The sequence below is a fragment of the Rhizobium hidalgonense genome (assembly GCF_002914525.1).
Lineage (GTDB): Bacteria > Pseudomonadota > Alphaproteobacteria > Rhizobiales > Rhizobiaceae > Rhizobium > Rhizobium hidalgonense.
In genome coordinates this window covers 133,384-152,587 of record NZ_LODW01000046.1, presented here as the reverse complement: position 1 = coordinate 152,587, position 19,204 = coordinate 133,384, and the positions used below count along the sequence as shown (strand labels likewise).

The 19,204-nt window shown below is 61.0% G+C and carries 13 protein-coding genes and 1 pseudogene; 6 read left to right on the top strand and 8 right to left on the bottom strand.

Annotation, left to right across the window (positions count from 1 at the left end):
- Positions 1–293 precede the first annotated feature (293 nt).
- Positions 294–515: pseudogene (locus tag ATY29_RS37575) on the top strand (hypothetical protein).
- Between the two features lie 220 nt (positions 516–735).
- On the opposite strand, the gene ATY29_RS08845 reads toward ATY29_RS37575, so the two are convergent.
- The 4 genes from ATY29_RS08845 to ATY29_RS08830 all read right to left on the bottom strand — a co-directional run bounded on the left by ATY29_RS08845 (position 736) and on the right by ATY29_RS08830 (position 5,252).
- On the bottom strand, positions 736–1,866 hold the full coding sequence (locus tag ATY29_RS08845; protein ID WP_097536021.1) for an NAD(P)/FAD-dependent oxidoreductase: 1,131 nt from the start codon (positions 1,864–1,866) through the stop codon (positions 736–738).
- Between the two features lie 246 nt (positions 1,867–2,112).
- On the bottom strand, positions 2,113–2,916 hold the full coding sequence (locus tag ATY29_RS08840; RefSeq protein ID WP_310856043.1) for a Gfo/Idh/MocA family protein: 804 nt from the start codon (positions 2,914–2,916) through the stop codon (positions 2,113–2,115).
- 22 nt (positions 2,917–2,938) lie between these two features.
- Entirely contained in the window at positions 2,939–4,447 is a 1,509-nt protein-coding gene (locus tag ATY29_RS38175; RefSeq protein WP_097536019.1) for an amino acid ABC transporter permease/ATP-binding protein, read from the bottom strand.
- 58 nt (positions 4,448–4,505) lie between these two features.
- Positions 4,506–5,252: an ABC transporter substrate-binding protein gene (locus tag ATY29_RS08830; protein WP_244597377.1), complete on the bottom strand. Its 747-nt coding sequence runs from the start codon at positions 5,250–5,252 to the stop codon at positions 4,506–4,508.
- A 316-nt stretch (positions 5,253–5,568) separates the two neighbouring features.
- Here ATY29_RS08830 and ATY29_RS08825 point away from each other — a divergent pair, with 316 nt between their 5' ends.
- Positions 5,569–6,639, top strand: coding sequence for a LacI family DNA-binding transcriptional regulator (locus tag ATY29_RS08825; protein WP_097536015.1), 1,071 nt, complete (start codon positions 5,569–5,571; stop codon positions 6,637–6,639).
- A 486-nt stretch (positions 6,640–7,125) separates the two neighbouring features.
- Here the strand turns inward: ATY29_RS08825 and ATY29_RS08820 are convergent, their stop codons facing one another.
- From ATY29_RS08820 to ATY29_RS08810, 3 genes are all read right to left on the bottom strand, one after another.
- Positions 7,126–7,395, bottom strand: a complete 270-nt coding sequence (locus ATY29_RS08820; RefSeq protein WP_097536013.1) for a hypothetical protein — start codon at positions 7,393–7,395, stop codon at positions 7,126–7,128.
- A 26-nt stretch (positions 7,396–7,421) separates the two neighbouring features.
- Positions 7,422–7,784, bottom strand: a complete 363-nt coding sequence (locus ATY29_RS08815; protein WP_097536011.1) for a hypothetical protein — start codon at positions 7,782–7,784, stop codon at positions 7,422–7,424.
- 316 nt (positions 7,785–8,100) lie between these two features.
- Complete coding sequence (locus ATY29_RS08810) at positions 8,101–8,625, bottom strand: SixA phosphatase family protein (protein ID WP_097536068.1); 525 nt, start codon at positions 8,623–8,625, stop codon at positions 8,101–8,103.
- 816 nt (positions 8,626–9,441) lie between these two features.
- Between ATY29_RS08810 and ATY29_RS08800 the strand changes: the two genes are divergently transcribed.
- The 3 genes from ATY29_RS08800 to ATY29_RS08790 all read left to right on the top strand — a co-directional run bounded on the left by ATY29_RS08800 (position 9,442) and on the right by ATY29_RS08790 (position 16,550).
- Positions 9,442–15,390, top strand: a complete 5,949-nt coding sequence (locus ATY29_RS08800) for an AAA family ATPase (RefSeq protein WP_097536009.1) — start codon at positions 9,442–9,444, stop codon at positions 15,388–15,390.
- 51 nt (positions 15,391–15,441) lie between these two features.
- Positions 15,442–16,068: a response regulator transcription factor gene (locus tag ATY29_RS08795; RefSeq protein WP_097536007.1), complete on the top strand. Its 627-nt coding sequence runs from the start codon at positions 15,442–15,444 to the stop codon at positions 16,066–16,068.
- A gap of 266 nt (positions 16,069–16,334) precedes the next feature.
- Positions 16,335–16,550 (top strand): hypothetical protein, encoded by a 216-nt coding sequence (locus ATY29_RS08790; protein ID WP_097536005.1) that lies wholly within the window; start codon positions 16,335–16,337, stop codon positions 16,548–16,550.
- Positions 16,551–17,090: 540 nt separating this feature from the next.
- Here the strand turns inward: ATY29_RS08790 and ATY29_RS08785 are convergent.
- Complete coding sequence (locus ATY29_RS08785; RefSeq protein WP_097536003.1) at positions 17,091–18,176, bottom strand: aldo/keto reductase; 1,086 nt, start codon at positions 18,174–18,176, stop codon at positions 17,091–17,093.
- Between the two features lie 96 nt (positions 18,177–18,272).
- Between ATY29_RS08785 and ATY29_RS08780 the strand changes: the two genes are divergently transcribed.
- Positions 18,273–19,202 carry a LysR family transcriptional regulator gene (locus tag ATY29_RS08780; RefSeq protein WP_097536001.1) on the top strand — a complete coding sequence of 310 codons (930 nt, stop codon included), beginning with the start codon at positions 18,273–18,275 and terminating at the stop codon, positions 19,200–19,202.
- Positions 19,203–19,204 lie beyond the last annotated feature (2 nt).

Here is a 19,204-nt window from a genome sequence, read left to right as displayed (position 1 = left end):
CAACGGCTCCGGCCTCCGGCCTCGGAGGCGACGCCGAATGATGGTGCCATTGTCGGGGCTCGCGCTCTATATCGGCGCGGCGGCGATGTTACGATTGCGCCGCGCCAGCGCAATCGGCCGCCCAGGCGACCGAAGAGCACCGCAAGCGGCTGGCCGGCGCCGAGGCCGCGGAGCAGGCCGCCGAAGACAGACTCAAAGATGAGATCCGATCGTATGAACTCCAGCTTTCCGAGACGAACTGCGCTCGCGCCGTTATTGCCGCTGATCGTCAAGGGCTGCCCGCCACTGGGCGGCTGAACAGGGCCTCGGTGGCAGCGGCAGGTCTCATTCTACCGCCCTGCCCGGGGTCTGCGCTGGCAGGAAGCGCATGCGCCCGCCGTCGAAGGCGGGCCTGTATCGCGATTCTTGCACGCGAGCGCCAGGTGCTCGACCGCGCCAATGCCGCCAAGGGCACCGTGCAAATTTATGACGATCTGACAAGCAAATATTCAGGGCCCATCGCTTGCTCCTGGTAGGGGCTCGGTCCCTCATTTGCGAACGTCATGGCCGATGGCCATCCGCGAGCGTTAGCATCATGGCCCCGGTCAATATTGCAGATGAGCGCATACAAGGGATGAACAAGCAACGCTCAATGCTCGCATTAATGAGATACGAACCGACGTCTGCATTCACGTGTTAGAAAAAGATGAGCCCGCCGCCGTAGCGGCAGGCTGATCTTCCCGATACCCGCTTGGCTTAACTCAAGGCAAAACGCTGAGGCCGGAAGGTCGAGAGCAGGGGGTGTTCGGAGCCCGTCACAACCTCGAACGCGAGCAACTCGCCAAGGATGAGTCCGAGTGTTGCGCCGCTGTGGCTGAAGGCAACGTAACAGCCTGGAATGGCCTTGAGGGCACCGACGACCGGTTCGCCATCGCTGGGGATCGGCTTGCCTCCGACGCCGATCGTGGCGACCTCCAGCTTCGGATTGCCTTCCATTACCTTTGCAGCTTCGGCCAGAAGAGCCGCAACGACGCTGTTGTCGATATCGTATCCGCCGTCCTCGCGTAGCGTCACTCCTTCGTCTGCCGCCCAATCGGCGTCGATCGAGAAAGTGCTGCCCGGCCCGGGACGAAGGGCGACACGCGGCGTGTTCAGGACGGCTCGCAGGGGATGGGCGAGCGGCCTAGTCTGCACGAGAAGAGCAACCGGGGTCCCGTCGCCGATGGTCTGCCCGCTCTCGGCGGCCATCCTCGGCACGGCAGGACCGGTAGCAAGCACGACGACATCAGCCAGGAAGCGCACGCCCATCGTCGTCTCGGCACCGACCGCACGGCCGCCCTCGATCAAGGGCCGTGCGGCTCCCTGGTCTGTAACCAGCACGCCCCCGAGTGTAGAATACTCCTTCAGAAGCAGGCCAATCAGCGCGGGCAGATCGACCCAACCCTCGCCTGGATTGAAAATGGCGCCTTGGGCGGTAATCGCGCTGGCATTCACGCCGGACGTGACGCCGGCGACATCTGCGGCCGACAGCCATTGTGCATCATAGCCGAGCGAAACCTCGTACCGATAAGCCGCATCAATCTCGTTGTGCTCGTCATCGGCGTCCCAGGTCAGGCCGCCGTCGAAGCGAAGCCAATCGGCATCCGGAAACCGCGCAGAAAGCGTGCGATAACGGTCGATGCCGGCCATGCGCAGCCGATGATAGGGTTCGGAGCGCATGCGTGCCGAGTTCAGCCAGGAGAGGGAGCGACCGGAAGCGCCATTGGCCGGCGGCCCGTCATTGAGGATGGTCACGCGGACACCGCGCCGCGCTAGCTGGACCGCCGTGGAGACGCCGAAGATGCCGGCGCCGATGATGACGGCGGAAGAGATGGTGTTGTCGGTCATGGTAGTGTCTTTCAACTCGGTTGGTCATGGGGTTGATGGGTCGGTCAGGGCTCTTCCCATCGGCCGCTGACGGCGGAGCGGAAGAGCGCGTCGATGGTCTTCATGTTTGCGATCGCGCTTCCAGGCCCGTATCGAGCGGGGTGCCGGAGAGTAACGATTCGGCGAAGGCATCGGCCATGCTCGCGGTATTGGTCGACCGGTTCCATGGCGATCTCCTCGCGCCCTCCGCCGTCAAAGTCGCGACCATCATAGAGCACAAGCAACGTCGGTTTGTCGGCCTGCGGGTTGAAGGGGATCGGGATTTCCAGGCGCCCACCTGTTCCAAGCACGGTCACCTTCTGCGTGAGCGCAAGCTGCGTGGAACAGGTAAAAGTGAGCTGCCTTCCCTCTGGAAATGCCAGCAGTCCACTCGTCAGGCGGTCCGTGCCGAAGGTCGGCCCGCTCCATCAGGACAATTGCTCGCAGCGGTTCGGCGCCGAACAGGTAGCGGGCCGTGCTGACGGCGTAGCAGCCAACGTCGAGCATACCGCCGCCACCAATACCCGCCTGGTTGCGCACATTCGCAGGATCGTCGAGATAATAGGAGAAGATCGTCTGGATAGTCCTCACCTCGCCAAGCCGCCCTTCGGCGACCAAGGCGCGCGCTTTCTTCCATTGCGGGTGATGGCGTACCATGAAGGCTTCGCAGACCGGTAGGCCGGCGGCCTTTTGCGCCGCCGAGAATTCCATTGCCTGAGCGGCATCAAGGGAGATCGGTTTTTCGCAGAGCACCGGCTTGCCGTGCTCAAACGCCATGACCGTCAGCGGCACATGCAGATGGTTGGGCAGCAGATTGTAGATCGCGTCGACATCGGGATCGGCCAGTAACGCCTCGTAACTGCCATAGGCGCTGGCGATGCCGAAGCGCGCTGCCATGTCTGTCGCCTTGCCCGGATCTCGCGAGGCGATGGCGGTGACACGGCCGAGCCGGCTGGACTGGATGGCGGGGATGACCGCCTTGGCAGCGATGCCCGCGCAGCCGAGCACGCCCCATCGTATCTTTCGTGTCATTAAATGTTCCCCTGTCGCGTGCTCAGAGTACTTCCGCAAGGAAGCGTTGGAGGCGTGGGCTTTGCGGGTTGTCGAAGACCGCCTCAGGCGTGCCAGCTTCCACCACACGCCCCTCGTCCATGAACACGACCTGATCGGCCACGCGGCGGGCGAAGCCCATTTCGTGGGTGACGACCACCATGGTCATGCCCCGCTTGCCGAGATCGGCCATCAGATTGAGCACACCCTTGACCAATTCGGGATCGAGCGCGCTCGTCACCTCGTCGAAGAGAATGACCTCCGGGTCCATGGCAAGCGCGCGGGCGATGGCGACACGCTGCTGCTGCCCGCCTGAGAGGCCGCCGGGGCGGTGATATTGCCGGGTCGCAAGGCCGACATCAGCAAGCCGCGCTCTGGCTATGCCCTCGGCCTCGGCCTTTGGCAGGCCCTTGATCTTCGTCAGTGAGAGCATGACGTTTTCCAGGGCCGTGTGGTCGGGGAAGAGGTTGAAGTGCTGGAACACCATGCCCACACGGCGGCGCAGCGTTTCCGGCTTCATGGCAAGGATGCTTTCGCCGTCGATAAGGATGTCGCCGCTCTTCGGCTCGACGAGGCGGTTCAGCCCGCGCAATAATGTCGACTTGCCGGAGCCGGACGGACCGATGATGCAGGTAACGCTGCCCGGCTTCACAGAGAGCTCGACGCCCTTCAGGACATCAAGTTCGCCATAGGCCATGCCAAGATTGCGTACATCGAGGCTTCCGCCCTTAAAGGTGGCCTCGGATGCACGGCCGGCGCCATCGAGTTCGCTCACCTCCTCCAGCCCGCTGGTGATGATTGCCGGGCGCTGCTTGCCGAGCCGCAGGCGATTGTCGATAGCATTGACGACATGGGTGAGCGGCACGGTGACGACAAGATAGAAGATCCCGGCCAGGAGAAGCGGTGAGAGGTTCCCGGTCACAACGGCCTGGTCCTGTCCGACACGAAAGATCTCGCGCTCGGTCGCGAGCAGACCGAGGAAATAGACGAGACTCGAGTCCTTGACGTTGCCGATAAACTGGTTGACGAGCGCGGGTAGCACGCGGCGCACGCCCTGGGGCACGACGATGAGCCGCATGCCCTGGCCGTAGCTCATCGACAGCGCGCGGCAGGCTTCCATCTGGCCGCGGTCAACGCTCTGGATGCCTGAGCGGAATATTTCGCCGATATAGGCGCCGGCAATCAGGCTTAGCGCAAGAATGCCCAGCGGATAGGGCGACGGGCCGAACAGTTGCCGGCCGATACGGGCAAATCCCTGGCCGATCAGTAGAATGGTGACGATGGCCGGCAGGCCGCGAAAGATATCCGTATAGAGACGGGCGGGGATGCGTAGCCAGGGCGATCTGGAGATGCCCATAATGGCGAGCACCATGCCGATGACCACGCCGAGCACCGTCGAGGCCGCCGCAAGGATCAGCGTGTTCTTCAGGCCAACGGTGATCATGGTCGGCAGGACTTCGGCCATGGCGTTCCAGTCGAGGAAGCTGCGGCGCAGGTTTTCAAGCCAATTCATCAGGAGGTCCCTTGAAAGAGGGACCGGTCCGACGGGAGGGCCGGACCGGCCGGAGGCATCACGGCCTGGGAAGATAAACGTCCGGCATTGGCGTGCCCGGGAACCACTTCTCGTGCAGGGTTTTCCAGGTACCGTCCTGCATGGCCTCGTGCAGACCCTTGTTCAGCGCTTCGCGCAGGGCATCGTTCCCCTTGCGGACGACGAAACCGGCCGGCGCATCGAAGCTCGGGATGTTGACGGCGACCTTCAGCTCTGGATAGCGCGTCGAATAATCTTTGGCCGCTTCATAGTCGAGGAAATGCGCGTCGACCGTGCCATTATTGAGCGCGGAGACGGCGGAGTTGTTATCCGGAAATTTGACGAGATCAGCGCCGGTAAAATTCTTCTCGGCATAGATTTCCTGCAAGGTCCCCTGCACCACACCAAGGCGCTTGCCCTTGAGGGCGGCCGCATCGGTGATGCCGGCATCCGGCGTCAGCACGGTGAGGAAACCGGCCAGGTAGCCATCCGAAAAATCGACGGTCTCCTTGCGCTTCTCCGTCGTCCCGATGGCGGCGGCGGCGACATCGAAGCGGCTATTGGCCACCGAAGGCATCAATGCCGAGAATTCCTGACCGGTAAAGATGACCTGCTCCTTCTTGAAGCCCAGGCGGCCGGCGACATTGAGGAACAGCTCGATGTCGAAGCCGGTGAAACCGCCGTCAGCCGTGGTGAAGGCATAAGGCTTGGCATCGCCCATCGTGCCGACGCTGATGACGGCAGGGTCGATTAGGCCGAGCGGATTTTCCTGCGCATGGACCGGCATTGCGGCACCTGCCAGTACGGCCAGAGCAACCGCGATAGCTGCGGCGCGCGCTCGGGCAAGGACGATTTTAGGGGCTTGGATCAATTGCACTGGTTTCGTCTCCTCTGGTGGTGGTGATCTGCTTCGTCTTCAAAGGCACACGAGGTCCCAAGCGGACGGCGGCGCGTGCCGTGTGTCCAGTTCGGTGATGAGCGTACCCGGAGGTGCGTTTCTTACTGAGACCGGTCTCAGTCGAGATGAGACCGGTCTCTTTGACGTTTGTCAAGTGCTGTCTTCGCATTTGCCACTCGCCAATATCTCTTGTAAGGCTATGCTCATGGACCAAAGCTCACCCAGAAACACCTCCGTGACGGTCGCCGACGTCGCGCACAAGGCAGGCGTCTCGAAGGCGACGGCTGCGCGGGCTCTAGGCGGATATGGAACCGTCAGCGACCGGGTTCGCGAGGCCGTCACCGCCGCCGCGCGCGAACTTGATTATCGGCCAAACGAGCTTGCCCGCAGCATGACGACCGGTCGCTCCGGCACGATCGGCGTCGTCGTAGGCGATATCGAAAACCCATTCTTCAGCCTCGCCGTGCGCGGCATCACCGATGTCGCCCGGCAGGCGGGCTTCACTGTCATCCTCATCAATTCGGGGGAAGACTTCGTCGCGGAAAGGGCGGCCATCGGGACACTGCTTGCCAAGCGTGTCGACGGCCTGATCGTCTCGCCCGCCAAAGAAAACGATGTCGAGCACCTGCATGAGGCTGTTCGATCCGGGTTGCCGCTCGCGTTGCTCGATCGCGGAAGCGACACGCTCGACGTCGACACCGTCATTGCCGATGACCGGCATGCCGCCGAAAACATAACGCGCAGGCTGATTGCGCTCGGTCACAGCCGCATCGCCTATCTTACCGCCTGCGACACACCGGACCATCGCTTCCGCACTGCAAAAGACATCGGTACCGGCTCGGTGCGGCGGCGCATCGAAGGGTTTCTTGGCGTCTGCCGCGAGGCTGGCATGATCGGCACGGAGGATTGGGTCCACGTCGGCGCCATCACCCCGGAACATACGCAGCGCATTGTTACCGAGATGCTCCAATCGGCGCAGCCTCCGACGGCTATCATTGCATCGGACAGTATAATCGGCCTGGAGGTGTTCAAGGTTCACCGTCGACTGGGGCTTAGCATTCCGGACGACCTGTCGCTGGTGTCGTTCCACGATGCGGACTGGACATCTGTCACGACGCCCCCCGTTACCGTCGTACGCCAACCGGTCTACGATCTCGGAGCCACAGCGGCTAAACTCCTGGTCGAGCGGTTGAATGGCGAAGCCCAGACGCCCCGCAAGGTGGTGCTGAAAAACGAAATCGTTGAACGCGCCTCAACGCGAGAAGCGCGTTTTTGAGTTTGTAAGATTGCAGTTGAGCGGACTCGAACCCTCGGCACCATATTGGCCATCGGCAGTTCGAATCAAATCAATTGCTTGGCTCTTCGAAGCGGAATTTCTTCCACGGCGGCCCGCCTGTGGCGGTGAGCGGGCCATGAAGGCCCATGCCTGAGGCCTTCATGGACGTCTTGCTGGCCGCGGAATGACCTGCTTCAACGAAGGGACTGGAAGGTTGCACGCAGCTCTGCGGCAAAGCTGCGCATGCTCCCAGGCGGCGAAATGGCCATCTTTGGGCACGCGATTGTAGTGAATGAGTTTCCGATAGGAAGGCTCGCACATCGGCAGCTCTTTGCCGGGTATGTGCGTCCTGCGGCGAGCCGCTGCGGCGGGTAGAGTTGAATGCTAAACGAGATCCTGAATGCCGGCATAAGCGGCAGGACTGATGGTAGGCATCCAAGACTCTATATAGTCACCGCTGACGTGCGCGTGGAGCGCCGGTTGAGACTATTCTGCCTCATCGCTTCCCTGGTTCGATGATCCGATAAGTGGGACGGAGTGCGTAATCGGCTCGACATCGTCGTTGCGTCGGCCAGTGAGCCGCTGTTCCAGCTCGCCCCAGCCGACCTTGCCTGCGCGGCCAGCCCCTGCGATCAGAAGCTCCGCTGCGACAAGCGGATGTCGTTTGACCAGGCGCACAAACATCCGTGCGATACCCGACACCGCGGCCTTTTCGACCCCGGAGCGCGCGAAGCGTTGAACTGCGTAGCGTTCCAAATAACCCGCATCTTCGGGCGCGGCTGCTAGTGCACCGCGCCTTCCGAAGGGCGGTTCTTCATGTCCTTTCGCACGCGCTTGGGGAGCGCATCCCGCGTGGATGACTTCACCGCTTCGATCGCGGCCTCGGCGGCCCGGCTCATTGCGGTCCCCGCAGTTCCGAGCGCCCGCCTTCCCTTTCTCATGTTTCGGTCGGCTGCATCTGCGACATCGTCGTGCTCTTCAACCAATACCGCCGCGGCGGCACCCGCAGCTGCCGTCAGAGCATTGGCGAGGATGCCTCTACCAATGTCGCTCCCGAGCAATCCGTTAATCAGGGAAGACTTGCGAAGGGCTTTCGGTACCTTGTAACCAGCGATTTTCTTCGGAATGCTATTTTTCTTTGCCATTTCGACCTCCAATCCCGCGACCCAAAAACGCCCGGTCGTCCGGTTGGTTCCGTGTAGACCATACCAATGTTAGGAAGCTCGAGAGATGAAGTTCTTCCTTTCAGAAAGTGTGGAAAGAAGAGAGAGGACCAATGGAAATCGGACGCCAGTTCGTGGTGACAGATGGCGCTCCGACGGTCCACCATCGCTTCGTTGACGAGAATAGGTTCTGCGACCAATTCGCCGTTGTCGAACCGTGAGCGGCCCGTTCGGAACCGGCGCGGGGTAGAACCAGGGCCCTACACCATGTCCCCCAAGTTCAAACCGGAAAGTGGCCTTATTTTCCAAGGGATCGCGGGGTTATAAACCGCTCGAGATAACCGGTGCCAGCCGCAATCTCGTCCCATCCGTCGAGATCGAGGTCGATGACGGCGAGTCCCGCCGTCGGGAATTTCTCCCGCATACGCCACATGGCATCGGCATTGCCGTCCGCCACGATAAGCGAGGCCGCATTCTCCATACCGGGATTGTGACCGACGATGAGCAGCGTGCGGATGCCAGGTTCGACGGCCCGGATCACATCGAGCATGCGCTCGGCCGACACCTCGTAGATATCGGCCGCTTCGACTTCCGAGACCTTTTTCGAAAGAGCCCTGCGGACGAGCTTCCAGGTTTCCTGCGCCCGGCGGGCCGGCGAGACGAGGGCGATATCTGGGATCAGCTTTTCGCGCACCATATAAGCGCCGATGACGGGGGCTGCCTTGCGCCCGCGATCCGCCAATGGCCGTTCACGGTCGGCAACACCGTCGGGCCAGGCGGACTTCGCGTGGCGCAGAAGGATGAGGCGGTGTTTCGGCAGGATCGGGTTCAACCTTCTTTTAACGCGAGGCCGATGTCGTCAGCGAGAGCTTCGTTTCGTGTTGACCCCTGCAGCATGAAGGGGCCTCCGATACAGGTCGCAAACTAGGCCTATGCCACTGGCAGGTCCAGTTGTTTCGACCTACATTTGCGATACTCGAACATCCTTACGTATGCGCAAGGAACGGGATGCTGTCGCAGTCCTACGCTGCAGCTACTTCGAACTGGGTTTCGGAGAAATTCGGAAGTGTTTTACCTTTGCAGCAGGCGCTCCCGACGATTTGCCTCAAGGCCCTTCATCTACTCGGCAGCGTGCCGTACCGTGCGCGCCAATTCGAGAGCGGTCCGCTGATCGAACGCGCTGCGCCAGCAAATCGCATGACTTCTGCACGAGGAGGTCGGCAGGGAAGAATCGGTCTGGTTTAGGAAATCGGGCGAAAGGGCTAAACAAATATACTTCGGCATAATAGCGAGGGTGCTCCAGGCAGAGTTAATGTTGCAGCGGCCCTAAAAGAAACGCCCTCCCATCACGGGCCGACTTTGCCGCGCCGGCGTTTTGCTTGACCGCAAGACCTTCACCCTTGCCGGCGCGGCGCCTCTTAAAGCATGCAACCACATTGCCGCAGCTTTGCTCTTCGCGGAACTGCCTTAACAGCATCCCCGGAACCTGCGTCGGGGGAAGGTCAGCAGCGATGCGACCGCCTCAACAATCCGAAGCATAGGCTCGTTGACATGAGAGGAAAGTCGGTGAAGCTTGATTGGATCTGCGATGCCTGCACCTCAGATGATATGCGGGCGGCATCGAAGCGAGCGGTGTGCCATGGACGACACGGTCAAGGATGAGCAGAAGACCAGGAAGAACATGTTCGGACGGAAGCGCGCTCTCGCGTCGATCGGCCAGCAGACTTCAACTAACCTTCGGTACCACGAGCCACAATCGTCCTGGAGTGACGGCGATCGCATCTTCACACGAGTGCTGATCCGGAGCGGCAACGGCGCATCAAAAGCCGTTCTGAGGGTGCAGCTTGCAGCCGAACATCCCAGTCGAACCAGCCTCGACAGACTGGCCCACGAATATCGCCTGAGAGACGAACTCGAGCGGGAGTGGGCAGCCAAACCGCTGGATTTCACAACGGAAAATGGTCGTATCGTGCTGGTCCTCGAAGATTGCGGCGGCGTGCCCCTGCCGCAGTTGATGGGACGGCACAGCCATGGCATGGCCGCCGAACTCACTGTCTTCTTGCGTCTTGCCAAGGGCATTGCGGCGGCAGTCGGCAAGGCTCACGGATGCGGCCTCATTCACAGGGACATCAAGCCGGCGAATATACTGGCGGACGAGGCGGAAGGGCGGGTCCGTCTCACGGGCTTCGGAGTGGCGTCGCATCTTGCTCGTGCACGCCAGGCCGTCGAGCCCCCTGAGGTCATTGCTGGCAGCCTCGCATACATGGCGCCCGAACAGACCGGCCGCATGAACCGATCGGTGGATTCGCGCAGTGACCTCTACGCCGTCGGCATCACGCTCTACGAAATGATCACCGGCCAGTTGCCGTTCACTGCTTCGGAGCCGATGGAATGGGTGCACTGCCACGTTGCCAGGCGACCGGTGCCGCCGTCCGAGCGTGTAAGAGAGCTACCAGGCGTTATCTCGGCAATCGTAATGAAGCTGCTCGCCAAGAACGCAGAGGAACGCTACCAGACGGCCGCCGGGCTAGAGGCGGATCTGCGACGTGCCCTCGTCGAGAGCGAGAAGTATGGGCGGATCGCAGAATTTCCGCTCGGGACACGCGATGTGCCGGACAGACTGGTGATTTCCGAGCGGCCCTACGGCCGCGAACGCGAGATCGCCGCCCTAACCTCCGCATTCGACCGGGTCGTCGCGGGTGCCGGGCCGACGCTGGTGCTGGTTTCGGGTCATGCCGGCGTGGGCAAATCCATGGTCGTGAATGAGCTCCACCGCGCGCTCGTGCCGCCGCGTGGGCTGTTTGCCGCCGGCAAATTCGACCAGAACCAGCGTAACATTCCTTATGCGAGCCTAGCGCAGGCCCTGCAAGGCCTCGTCCGAGTGCTTCTGGGCAAGAGTGAAGCGGAACTCGCGCCCTGGCGCGTTGCTTTGACCGAAGAACTGGGCGCGAGCGGTCGGCTGATGGTAACGCTTATTCCGGAACTTGAATCTCTCATCGGCCGGCTCCCGGCGGTTACGGATCTGCCTCCTCAGGACGCCAAACGCCGCTTCCAATTGAACATCAGGCGCCTACTGCGAGTGTTTGCCACAGCAGAACATCCGCTCACGCTGTTTCTAGACGATCTCCAATGGTTGGACGCAGCAACGCTCGATCTGCTTGAAGATTTGTGCACCCAGCAGGATATGCATCACCTGCTACTCATTGGCGCCTATCGCGACAACGAGGTATCGTCCACCCATCCGCTGATCCGCCGGCTGACAGCGATCCGGGAGGCCGGTGGCCAAGTCCATGAAATCGTACTGACACCGCTTAGGCTGGAAGATCTAACCCGGATGCTGGCCGACGCACTTCATTGCGGAAGCAAGCGTGTCCAGCCGCTTGCGCGGCTAGTACACAAAAAGAGCGGAGGCAATCCCTTCTTCGCGCTCCAGTTCCTGAGCACGCTGCCGGACGAAGGCCTGCTCGAATTCAATCGCGAACAGACGCACTGGGATTGGGATCTCGATCGCATAAGAGCCAAAGGCTATACCGATAACGTCGTGGATCTTATGCTAAGCAAGCTGCGACGACTGCCCGATACCACGCAGGCTGCCCTCAACATGCTAGCATGTCTCGGCAATCGCGCGGCGGTTGATACCCTGGCCCTGATCAGGAGCGAAAATCACGACGCGGTTCATGCAGCCTTTTGGGCCGCGGCGCGGGCCGGACTCGTGCTGCTTGAAGAGGGGTCATCATACCGCTTCCTGCACGATCGTGTCCAGGAGGCCGCATATGGAATGATCCCTGAAGATGAGCGGGCGGCAGCGCATCTTTCCATTGGCCGCCTCCTGCTGATGCATACGCCGCCGCAGGCACTCGAGGAGAATATTTTCGAGATCGTCGGCCAACTCAACTGCGGCGGCGCGCTCATCGCGTCCGGCGAAGAGCGCGAGCGTCTCGCGGACCTGAACCTGCTTGCCACTCGCCGCGCCAAGGCGTCGGCTGCCTACGAAGCGGCGCTGGCCTATGCCGGCACGGGTGCGGCTTACCTGCCGAACGACGCCTGGGAGCGCCGATACGAACTCGCTTTCGCCCTCGAACTCCACAGGGCCGAATGCGAATTCTTGACCGGGGCACCGGCGGAGGCGCAGGCCCGCCTCGCGGAATTGGCAAGCCGAGCCACCAGCCTCGCCGATCTGGCCCGCGTCACGCGCCTGCGCGTCGATCTTTTCATGAGCCTGGGTCGTAGCGATCAGGCCATCATATTCGGCCTCGACTACCTGCACCGGGTCGGCATTTCGTGGTCGTCCCGCCCGACCAGGAGCCAGGTGCGCCAGGAATACGCGCGGCTTTGGCGACAACTCGGGGGCCGCCCTATCGAAGCGTTGCTTAACTCGCCCTCTATGGCGGATCCGGTCGCGCTCGCGACCATGGACGTTCTGACTTCACTTGTTACTCCGGCCCTGTTTACCAACGAGAATCTGCGCTGCCTCGTTATCGGGCGAATGGGCAACATCAGCCTCAAGCACGGCAACAGCGACACATCGCCTTATGCCTTCACTGCTGTGGGCACGGTGCTCGGGCCCTATTTTGGCAACTATGAAGCCGGTTTTCGGTTCGGCCTGCTCGGACTGGACCTGACGGAACAGCCTGGAATGGAACGCCTGAAGGCACGAGTCTACCTTGCCTTCGGTAACCTTGCGAAATCGTCGTCGCGTCATGTCCGCACCGGCCGTGCGCTTGCGCAGCGCGTCTTCGAAACGGCACAGCAGGTCGGCGATCTCACCTACGCCGTCTTAAGCCGGAATAACCTTGTGACTTATCTTTTGGCCGCTGGCGAGCCCCTCTCGCAGGTTCAGCGCGATGCGGAAGCCGGCCTGGACTTCGCGCGTCAGGCCGGCTTCGGAGTCGCCGTCGGTTTCATCAGCGGGCAGCTCCAACTCATCCGAACGCTTCGCGGGCTGACGCCAATCTTCGGATGCTTCAACGATGAAGGGTTCGACGAGCAGCAATTCGAACTTAAGACCGACGGCAAGCCGGGCAGTTGCCTGTACTGGATCCGCAAGCTACAGGCATGTGTATTTGCCGGGGACACCCTCACAGCACTTTCGGCAGCGGCGAAAGCAGAAAGCCTCCTCTGGATGACTCCCGCAATTTTCGAGCGGGCGGAATATCACTTCTACACCGGCCTTTCATTGGCCTCTGCCTTGCAAGGATCGTGCCCCGAAACAGCTCTCTATCGCAAGGCCATACACGCTCACCGCCGGCAGCTCGACACTTGGGCCGCGCACTGCCCGGAGAATTTCGCAAGCCGCGCAACATTGCTTGCCGCAGAGATCGCCCGCTTGGGAAACCGTGAGTTGCATGCCGAGCGCCTCTATGAACAGGCGATACAGTTGGCGCATGCGCACGCGCTCCCACAGGATGAAGCGATCGCCTATGAGCGCGCGTCCGCCTTTTACCGGGCGCGCGGCTTCGATCAGATTGCTCGCCTCTATCTTCAAAACGCCCGTCGCTGTTATCTCAGTTGGGGAGCCGACGGCAAGGTACGGCAGCTCGAAGAAACCTACCCCCAACTGCGGGATGGACAATCGGCACCGGCTGCAACAAGCACGATCGAAGCGCCGATCGAGCATCTCGACCTCGCCACCGTCATCAAGGTGTCGCAAGCAGTCTCCAGCGAAATCGTCGTCGAGAAGCTGATCGATACGGTGCTGCGAATGGCCGTCGAGCAGGCGGGAGCCGAACGTGGTCTTCTGATCCTGTCGCGTGGAGGCGAACCGCGGATTGCCGCTGAGGCGACGATCCGCGGCGAAGCGGTCCACATAGAGTTGCGCAATGAGGCCATCGCCGGCGTGATGCCGGAATCAGTTCTCAACTACGTCCTGCGTATGCGCGAAATCGTCAGCCTCGACGATGCCTCGGCTGAAAACGCCTTTGCGGCCGATCCCTATATCCGCCATCGCGCGGCCAGATCCATTCTCTGTTTGCCGCTGATCAACCACGCCAAGCTGATCGGTGCGCTGTATCTGGAAAACACTCTGGCGGGCCGTGTCTTCGCGCCGGGGCGCATTCCGGTGTTGAAGTTGATCGCCTCGCAAGCTGCCAGCACGCTCGAAATCACCGGACTTTACCGCGATCTGGCAGAACGTGAAGCGCGAATAGGCCGGCTTGTCGAAGCGAACATCATCGGAATTTTTATCCGAGATATCGGCGGTCGGATTATCGAGGCCAACGAGGCGTTCCTGCAAATGGTAGGCTACAGCCGTGACGAACTCTTGGCGGGTCAGTTGCTCGAGAAAGAGCTGACACCGCCGGAATGGCGCGAGCGTGACGTCGAAACCGAGACCGAGCTGAGAGTGACCGGCAGCGTCCGCCCCTTTGAAAAGGTGTACCGGCGAAAGGACGGCGGTCACGTACCGGTGATGATCGGCGAGGCAAGTTTCGAGGGGGCCGGGAGCCAAGCCGTGGCCTTCGTGCTCGACCTGTCCGAGAGCAAGCGAGCCGAGGAAAGGCTGCGAGCGAGCGAAACGCGCTTTCGGACCTTCGTCGACCATGCCACCGATGCCTTTTTCCTCCATACCGACGATCTGACCTGCATAGACGTCAACCGCCAAGCCTGTGAAAGCCTCGGTTACAGCCGGGAGGAATTGATTGGCATGCACCCGCGCGACTTTGACGGAGCTATCGACGAACAGGCGCTCGCGACATTGGTGGATCGCGTCGACGCAGGGCGGCCAATGACTTTCGAAACGCTCCACCGACGTAAGAACGGAACAACGTTTCCGGTCGAGGTTCGCGTCGGCAAATTCCGACAGGAAGAGCAATGGTTCCGTCTTTCGCTGGCGCGTGACATCACCGACCGCAGGCAAGCCGAGGATGCTATTCAGCTAGCGCGAGCAGAACTTGCCCATGTCAGCAGATTGACCACTATGGGAGAACTTGTAGCCTCCATCGCCCACGAGGTCAGACAGCCGCTCACCGGGCTGGTCAGCAGCGGCAATGCCTGCCTTCGCTATCTCGACGCGGATCCCCGTGACATCGTCTCCGCCCGTCGCGCCATCGAGCGCATGATCAGCGACGCCTTTCGCGCATCCGAGGTCATCGACCGGATTCGGGCAATGGCGAAGAAATCACCCGAACGCAGGGACCGGCTGAACGTCAACGATATCGTGTCCGAGACGATTGGGCTGGTGTCTACGGACCTCGAACGCAGTGCGGTGTCGCTTCGTACAAACCTCTCCGACGCCTTGCCCCCGATCGTCGGGGACCAAGTGCAAATCCAGCAGGTGATCCTGAACCTTATCATGAACGCCAACGACGCGATGGCGGCGATGCCAAAAGGAGCGCGCGAACTCATCGTAAGCACTGAAAAGGCAGCCCCCAATACCGTTTTAGTGGCAGTCCGCGATAGCGGACCTGTCCTCGACCTCGCGAAGATCGGCGATATATTCGAGGCGTTCTACAGTACCAAGCCCAAGGGTATGGGCATGGGACTGACGATCAGTCGTTCGATCATAGAGGCTCACAAAGGCCAGCTCTGGGCCACGCCAAACGCGCCTCACGGTGCCATTTTTCAGTTTACATTACCAACTGACGAGAAATAATGCATCCATGTCCGGGGCGCCGCCTGACCGGCGCAAAACTTGGGGACATGGATGAAGGAGATTGTCTACATCATTGATGATGACGCGTCCGTCCGCGAAGGCCTCGGCGATCTCCTGCGCTCGGTTGGACTTGAGGTACTGACATTCGTTTCCAGCCAGGAGTTTTTGGATAGCAAGCGCCCTGACGTTCCGGGCTGCATCATTCTCGATGTCAGGCTGCCGGGGCGGAGCGGCCTGGAATTTCAGAGCATGCTCACGTCCCTTGGAATTGAGCTTCCGGTCATTTTTATCAGTGCCCACAGCGACATTCCGATCTCTGTTCGGGCGATGAAAGCCGGCGCTATCGAATTCCTGACGAAGCCGCTGCGCGAGCAGGAATTGCTCGATGCCGCCTATGCCGGGATCGAGCTCGATTGCGCTCGCAGGCAGCAAGTCGCTCTCATTGCCGAGCTTCAGTCGCGCTATGATTCCTTGACGCCGCGCGAGCGCGAGATCATGAACCTGGTGGTCGCGGGCAGCGTCAACAAGCAAATCGCTGCTCAGATTGGCCTGAGCGAGGTGACCGTCAAGGTTCATCGCGGCCACGTCATGCAGAAGATGCAGGCGAGATCTCTCGTTGATCTGGTCCGGATGGCGGACAGCCTCGGATTGACGACGAAGCCGGCGTGGGTCAGGTAGGCTCGCATATCTAGACCAAAGTATCGGGCGTCTGGCACGGGTGGATAGTCGGGGCGCCAATTCGGCTGGTCGCTTATCTCATTCGGCAATACGCTCCGAAGGCCGCCGGCTTTATCCTCTTCCCAGCTGAAAAAATATGCAGAGACAGGACGGACGTGCGCCTCGGTGCAAGAATCTGCGTCGGGTCCGTGCACCTACCATGGGATGGACGCTCATCGGAGTTGACGCAATGCGAGTAACTGAAAGATTGAAGAAAGGTATCATCCATGCAAAACCAGAGATACGCCCTGCAGAAGAACCTCAACATCTACTGGACGGTAATCGATACGGTTTCAGACCGGAAAGCTCTCGTCGATGGCTTCGTTATGGACATGCTTACCGTCGATGAAGCCGAAGAATTGGTCAACACGCTGAACCGTGCAGAATCCCATGCTATCCTTGCGCCTGCCCAAAGGGAGCACCGCGATCGAAGACGACAGTAACTCTTCGAGCGCCATCTGGCTGACCGCTCGTCCTTAGACTGTGACGAGATGATCGATAGAGGGCGCAGACACCCTAAAGGCGCTTGCGACAATGGTAAGCTGCAAACAAAGCGAGCCGGCCCTGCAACCTGACATGCCACTTTTGACCATAGCGGGGAGACCTCGCCGTAGAGCGAACCGGCTGTCATCGTCGGTCGCTCGAGCGTTCAGTCCCCTCGGCTGGAATTGATACAGAGGGAACGAATTTCGACACCAAGGTCGCGAGCATCACGCACGGCCGGTGCGCAAAATCCCACAATTGGGCTTTTGGGTGCCCGGCGCACAAGATGCCGCTGCGACTCGATGAAAGACATCGGGTGCTCCAACCAATCGACCGGATCAAGGCGCTGCCGAAGGGAGGTGCGCAGCTCGTCGCGGGCATGGGGATGGCATGAAACCGCCGCGCGAGCCGCTCCGATTTCCGCGTCCATGCTCAACTGGAACTGCGGCGGTGTTCGATTGTTCGACCACCGCCGCGCCTTTATGCGCCGACTGGTTGTCTCAGCGCCGGGGCTCGATGGTCACTTCGCCGAACATGACGCCGCGCGTCAACGGCTTGGCGAGAAAATCATGCGGGAAGCCGAGAGCGATGGCGCTGGCTTCGGCGAGGCGAGTGCAATGCTCATCAGACAATATGACATCGAGCGCACCGAGATTTTCTTCGAGCTGGGCTATCGTCTTCACACCCATGATCGGCGAAGTCACGGCAGGGTTGGTAAGCGTCCAGGCGATCGCCACCTGCGCCGGCGTCTTGCCGATTTCGTCCGCAACCTGCTTCACGACATCGGCGATGCCGAGGCTGCGCTCGGTCAGCGAGCCGTTGCCGGCCGCCACATTCTTGCGGGTGCCGACCGCACTTGCTGTGCCGGCACCGATGTCAAGATCGGAGCGGCTGTACTTCCCCGTAAGAACGCCCATGCCGAGCGGTGACCAGGGGATAACGCCGAGGCCGAGTTCAAGCGCCATCGGGATCAGCTCACGCTCAACCGTGCGCTCGATCAGGCTGTATTCGATCTGCAGTGCTACCAGCGGCGCCCAGCCGCGCAGGTCGACCAGCGTCTGCATGCGCGCTACCTGCCAGGCCGGCGTGTCGGAAATGCCAGCATAGACGATCTTGCCGGCACGGACGAGATCGTCCATCCCCCTCATGACCTCCTCGACGGAGGTCGTAAAATCCCAGGCGTGCAGATAAAAGAGATCGATATAATCGGTGTTCAGCCGCTTCAGGCTGTCTTCGACGGAGCGAACCATGCTGCGGCGGTGATTGCCGCCGGAGTTCGGATCCTTCGGGCGCGAGGTGATAGTATATTTGGTGGCGATGACAAGCTCGTCGCGGCGGCCCTCGGCAAAGCGACCGACGAGTCTTTCCGACGTGCCGCCCGTATACTGGTTGGCAGTATCGATGAAATTGCCGCCGCGATCGACATAGGCGTCGAACATGCGACGCGATTCCTGCTCATCGGCGCCCCAGCCCCAATCGGTTCCAAAGGTCATGGCGCCGAGCGAGAGCGGCGAGACGCGCAAGCCAGAACGGCCGAGGAGACGATAGCGGTCAAGAGACAGTGTGTTGGTTGTTTTATCTGACATGGATAGATCTCCTGTGTTGCAGACAGAAGATGCGCCTTGCCGACACTCACCACAATGCTACATTATCAGCATGAGTTATTTAGAAAAGAGTACATAATGCGCGGCAGCGACTATGCAGAACTCAGGGCCTTTGCGGCAGTTGCCGAACACGGCAATTTTGCCCGCGCGGCCGCAAGGCTCGGCATGTCGGCTTCCGCACTCAGCCAGACGATCCGCACGCTCGAAGAACGGATGGGTATCCGGCTGCTCAACCGCACGACGCGTAGTGTGGCGCCGAGCGAGGCTGGGCAGCGGTTGCTTTCCCGGCTATTGCCGGCGCTTGCCGATCTCGACCGAGCGGTAGCGGATGTGTCGGCGCTGCGCGACAGGCCTGCCGGTCTCCTGCGCATCAACGCACCTAGGGTCGCGATCGTCCACACGTTGGCGCCTTTGATTGCTCCCTTCAATGCAGTCTATCCCGAGATCATGATGGACATTATCGTGGATGACAAACTTTCCGATATCGTCGCCGGTCGTTTCGATGCCGGCATCCGACTGGGCGAGATGGTGGAAAAAGACATGGTAAGCGTAAAGCTCGGCGGTGAAATGCGGCTCGTCGTCATCGCCTCGCCCGACTACATCGGGCGCCACGGCATGCCGCAAACGCCGCGCGACCTGCGCGACCACTCTTGCGTCGCCTCCCGCTGGCCGACAGATGGCAGCCTCTATCACTGGGAATTCGAACGCGGCGACGAGAAGCTCGAAGTGGCCGTCTCGGGGCCACTCAGCACCACCGACAACGACCTTATGCTGCGGGCTGTACTTGATGGCATCGGCATCAGTTATCTCTTCGATCATCATGTGGCGGAATATCTCGTCGCGGGCCGGCTGGTCAGCATGCTTGACGACTGGACACCTCCCTTCCCCGGCTTTCACCTTTATTATCCCAGCCGGCGTCAAATGCCGCCGCCGCTGCGTGCCTTCGTGGATTTTGTCCGCAGCAACTCTCTGAGACCGCCTCCAGAGACACAAGTCGGCCAGGAGTAGCT

Excerpts from the sequence above, each read along its gene's own strand:
- ATY29_RS08845 (WP_097536021.1), bottom strand. The coding sequence starts at position 1,866 with ATGACCGACAACACCATCTCTTCCGCCGTCATCATCGGCGCCGGCATC.
- ATY29_RS08840 (WP_310856043.1), bottom strand. The coding sequence starts at position 2,916 with ATGACACGAAAGATACGATGGGGCGTGCTCGGCTGCGCGGGCATCGCT.
- ATY29_RS38175 (WP_097536019.1), bottom strand. The coding sequence starts at position 4,447 with ATGAATTGGCTTGAAAACCTGCGCCGCAGCTTCCTCGACTGGAACGCC.
- ATY29_RS08830 (WP_244597377.1), bottom strand. The coding sequence starts at position 5,252 with ATGCCGGTCCATGCGCAGGAAAATCCGCTCGGCCTAATCGACCCTGCC.
- ATY29_RS08825 (WP_097536015.1), top strand. The coding sequence starts at position 5,569 with ATGGACCAAAGCTCACCCAGAAACACCTCCGTGACGGTCGCCGACGTC.
- ATY29_RS08815 (WP_097536011.1), bottom strand. The coding sequence starts at position 7,784 with ATGGCAAAGAAAAATAGCATTCCGAAGAAAATCGCTGGTTACAAGGTA.
- ATY29_RS08800 (WP_097536009.1), top strand. The coding sequence starts at position 9,442 with ATGGACGACACGGTCAAGGATGAGCAGAAGACCAGGAAGAACATGTTC.
- ATY29_RS08795 (WP_097536007.1), top strand. The coding sequence starts at position 15,442 with ATGAAGGAGATTGTCTACATCATTGATGATGACGCGTCCGTCCGCGAA.
- ATY29_RS08790 (WP_097536005.1), top strand. The coding sequence starts at position 16,335 with ATGCAAAACCAGAGATACGCCCTGCAGAAGAACCTCAACATCTACTGG.
- ATY29_RS08785 (WP_097536003.1), bottom strand. The coding sequence starts at position 18,176 with ATGTCAGATAAAACAACCAACACACTGTCTCTTGACCGCTATCGTCTC.
- ATY29_RS08780 (WP_097536001.1), top strand. The coding sequence starts at position 18,273 with ATGCGCGGCAGCGACTATGCAGAACTCAGGGCCTTTGCGGCAGTTGCC.